This is a genomic window from Dietzia sp. CW19, assembly GCF_014145265.1.
In the GTDB taxonomy this organism is placed as follows: domain Bacteria; phylum Actinomycetota; class Actinomycetes; order Mycobacteriales; family Mycobacteriaceae; genus Dietzia; species Dietzia natronolimnaea.
Genome location: NZ_JAALEE010000349.1, coordinates 1 through 3,354 on the forward strand (window position 1 = coordinate 1; position 3,354 = coordinate 3,354).

Genomic DNA, 3,354 nt, shown 5'->3' on the forward strand with positions numbered 1-3,354 from the left:
GGCCCGGATCGGCTCCGCCCGCCTCATCGACAACGTCGGCGTGGCCATCGGCACGGGGTTCCTCGCCGCCGCCGAGGCGACCGTCGCCTCCCAGCAGGCCGAGCTGGCCGCAGACCTCCAGGAAGGCATCTAGATGCAGCGCACCATGCTCCACTCCAAGATCCACCGGGCGACGGTGACCCAGGCGGACCTGCACTACGTGGGTTCCTGCACCATCGACGCGGACCTCATGGACGCCGCGGACCTGCTCGAGGGGCAGCAGATCGACATCGTCGACATCGACAACGGCTCCCGTCTGACCACCTACGCCATCACCGGCGAGCGGGGCTCGGGGGTCATCAGCATCAACGGTGCGGCCGCGCACCTCGTCCATCCCGGGGATCTGGTGATCATCATCGCGTACGCGGTGATGGAGGACGCCGAGGCGCGGGCCTACGAGCCGCGCGTGGTCTTCGTGGATGCCCACAACCGCACGCTCACCGAGGGCACCGATCCGGCGGACGTCCCCGAGGGGTCGGGCCTGAAGAACCCGCGCGTCCCCGAGCCCGCCACCGTCTAGGTGTCGGGGTAGGGCCGTGTTACTCACCGTCGACGTCGGCAACACCCACATCCGGCTCGGCGTCTTCCCCCCCGATGGCGGTCCACTCGAGCGCACCTGGAGCATGCGGACGTCGCCGGCGGTGACCTCCGACGAGTTGGCGCTGACCATCCGGGGGTTGCTCGGCGAGTGCGCCGAGCGGCTCACCGGAATCTCGGCGATGTCGGTCGTGCCGTCGGTGACGGGCGAACTGCGACGGATGGCCGCAGATTACTGGCCCGGGTTGCGCGCGGTCGTGGTGGCGCCCGGAGTGAAGACCGGGGTACCACTGCTCGTGGACTCTCCGCGGGAGGTGGGGTCCGACCGGGTCGTCAACGCCCTGGCAGCCCACACCCTGTTCGAGGGCGCGGTGATCGTCGTCGACGTGGACACCGCGACCACGGTCGACGCCGTCTCCGCCCGCGGCGAGTTGCTCGGTGGGGCGATCGCGCCCGGGATCGACATCTCCGTGGACGCTCTCGCCGAGCGCGCGGCCGCGTTGCGCAAGATCGAGGTCGTGCGGCCCCGGGGCGCGCTGGGCAAGAACACGGTCGCCGCGCTGCAGGCCGGGATCGTGATCGGGTTCGCCGGGCAGATCGACGCGCTGGTCGACCGCCTGCGGACGGACGTCGCCGAGTTGGCCGACGCGGCGGTGGTGCTGACCGGACTGCGTGCGGAAGTCGTGGCGGAGGAGTCGCGGACGATCACCGACGTGGAGCCGGAGCTCGCGCTCGAGGGACTGCGACTGGTGTTCGAGAGGAACACCTGAATCTCTCCCCGCGCCGGTGGCATGCTGTCCGCCATGGACGGGATCGGACGGAGAGAGATCGACGACGACGACGAGGTGATCCGCAGGGACACCTCCGAGTTCGACCGCGGGGTGTCCTTCTTCGACGCCATCTACGGCTTCGCCGTCACGCTGCTCATCGTGAACGTCGACCTGCCGGGGCCGGAGGCGTGGCAGGACCTCGGCTCCCTGGCGGCATCCGGGCTCGGGCAGCAGCTGACCGGGGTCGCACTGAGTTTCGTGGTGATCTGCGCGCTGTGGCGGGTCAACGTCAGGATGATCAAGGGCCTCACCGGACTCGACGGCCCGATGGTGGTCGGCAACCTCCTGGCGACGGGCCTGGTGATCCTCGTGCCCTTCACCACCGACGCGATCAGCAACCCGGCCACGGCCGATCTCGACCTGCCGACCGCGCTCTACGCCCTCAACATCGCCGGGGTGTCCCTCGCGCAGGCCGCCGTGTACCAGCGTGGTCGCGCGGTCGGACTGGAACGCCGTCCCACGTCGGCGAGGGAGAACCGCAGAATGCTCCTGGCGGCGACCGCCACCCCGGTGGTGTTCCTGGCATCGGTCCCCGTGGCGGTGACGGTCGGCGCGGGGACCGCCCAGCTGATGTGGGTGTCCTTGGTCGTGTTGCTGCCGTTGACGGGCGGCCTCGCGAACCGGGCCAGGGGGACCTGACGGCGCAGCGGGGTCAGGCCGCGCGTGCGGGTCAGGCCGCGGAGCGGTAGCTCGTCATGGAGACCGACCCCCAGGCGTACCCCTTGCTGAAGGCGTCCAGCTTCTCGCCGGATCCGGCCGCCATCCCCGCCGTGTAGAGCAGGGGCAGGAAGTGGTCGGCGCTGGGGACGGCCAGTCGGGCGTCGGGGTGTTCGACCAGAGAGAGGGCGTCCTCCGGCCGCTCGGTGAGCAGTTCCTGGGCGTGGTCGTCGAATCGGTGCGCCCAGTCCGTCCCCGAGTCCCCGCGGGAGGGGTCCGCGGCCGCCAGGTTGTGCACCACGTTGCCGCTGGCCAGGATCAGCACACCGGAGTCCCGCAGCGCCGAGAGCCTGGTGCCCAGGTCGAAGTGGTAGCCCGCGGGCTTGGAGGCGTCCACCGACAACTGGGCCACCGGGACGTCGGCATCGGGGAACACGTGGGTGAGGACGGACCACGTGCCGTGGTCGAGCCCCCACGAGTCCCGGTCCTCGCCGACCCAGGTGGGTTTGACCACCTCGGCCACCTCCGAGGCGAGCTCGGGTGCACCGGCGGCCGGGTAGTCGAACTCGTTGAGCTCCCGTGGGAAGCCGTAGAAGTCGTGGATCGTCCTCGGGTTGGCCATCGCGGTCACCGCGGTGGCCCCGATGTACCAGTGGGCCGAGACGGCCAGCACGGCGCGGGGACGTTCGGGGAGGGAGGTGCCGAGCGCGGCCCATTCGCGGGTCCACTGGTTGACCTCGAGCGCGTTGAGGGGGACGCCGTGGCCGATGAAGACGGCGGGCTGACGCGTGCGTGCGGTGGTCATGATGCTCCTTCGGTCTGACTATATGATGCATCAACTAATGTTCGGGCGCCAGCGGGTGTGCTGTCGGGTGTGGTCAGCGGGCCGAAGGAATCCGCTCTTGTCGTAGATAGACCGGTCTGTCTATTATTGGGGCCATGCACGCACGACGAATGCCCTCGGCCGGTCCGGCGGGCTCCGCACGTGCGCAGCACTGGTGTCCCCGACCGGCAGCAGCACCCTCGAACGGACCGACCGGGACCCGCCTGACCAGGAGCACCAGATGACCTCTCTCGCCGTCACCCTCACCGACCCCGCCGCCCTCACGCTGGACGTGGCGGACTACCGCACCACCGTCGAGGCGGGGGCGCTCGTCGTGGACATCCGCTCACGGGTCCAGCGCGAGCGGCAGGGTGTGCTGGCCGGGGCGGTCGCGGTCGAGGCCCGCCCCGTCGTCGAGCTGCTCGATCCCCGTTCGGCGGCACCCCTCGCCGCCGTGGACGAGGGGCG

The 3,354-nt window shown here is 70.6% G+C and carries 4 protein-coding genes and 1 pseudogene; 4 read left to right on the forward strand and 1 reads right to left on the reverse strand.

The genetic code is table 11. The features are described 5' to 3' along the window. Positions 1-133 precede the first annotated feature (133 nt). The 3 genes from panD to G6021_RS10785 are packed head-to-tail and all read left to right on the forward strand — an operon-like array spanning position 134 to position 2,045. Complete coding sequence (gene panD, locus G6021_RS10775; RefSeq protein WP_179524479.1) at positions 134-559, forward strand: aspartate 1-decarboxylase; 426 nt, start codon at positions 134-136, stop codon at positions 557-559. Positions 560-575: 16 nt separating this feature from the next. Continuing rightward, positions 576-1,346: a type III pantothenate kinase gene (locus tag G6021_RS10780; RefSeq protein WP_182610267.1), complete on the forward strand. Its 771-nt coding sequence runs from the start codon at positions 576-578 to the stop codon at positions 1,344-1,346. A 33-nt stretch (positions 1,347-1,379) separates the two neighbouring features. Then, a complete protein-coding gene (locus G6021_RS10785) occupies positions 1,380-2,045 on the forward strand; it encodes a TMEM175 family protein (RefSeq protein ID WP_182610268.1) in 666 nt (221 codons plus the stop codon). A gap of 31 nt (positions 2,046-2,076) precedes the next feature. On the opposite strand, the gene ygiD is transcribed toward G6021_RS10785, so the two are convergent. Further along, positions 2,077-2,868 (reverse strand): 4,5-DOPA dioxygenase extradiol, encoded by a 792-nt coding sequence (gene ygiD, locus G6021_RS10790; RefSeq protein ID WP_182616903.1) that lies wholly within the window; start codon positions 2,866-2,868, stop codon positions 2,077-2,079. 259 nt (positions 2,869-3,127) lie between these two features. Here ygiD and G6021_RS10795 point away from each other — a divergent pair. Then, positions 3,128-3,354 (forward strand): annotated as a pseudogene (locus G6021_RS10795) (rhodanese-like domain-containing protein); the annotation flags it as partial.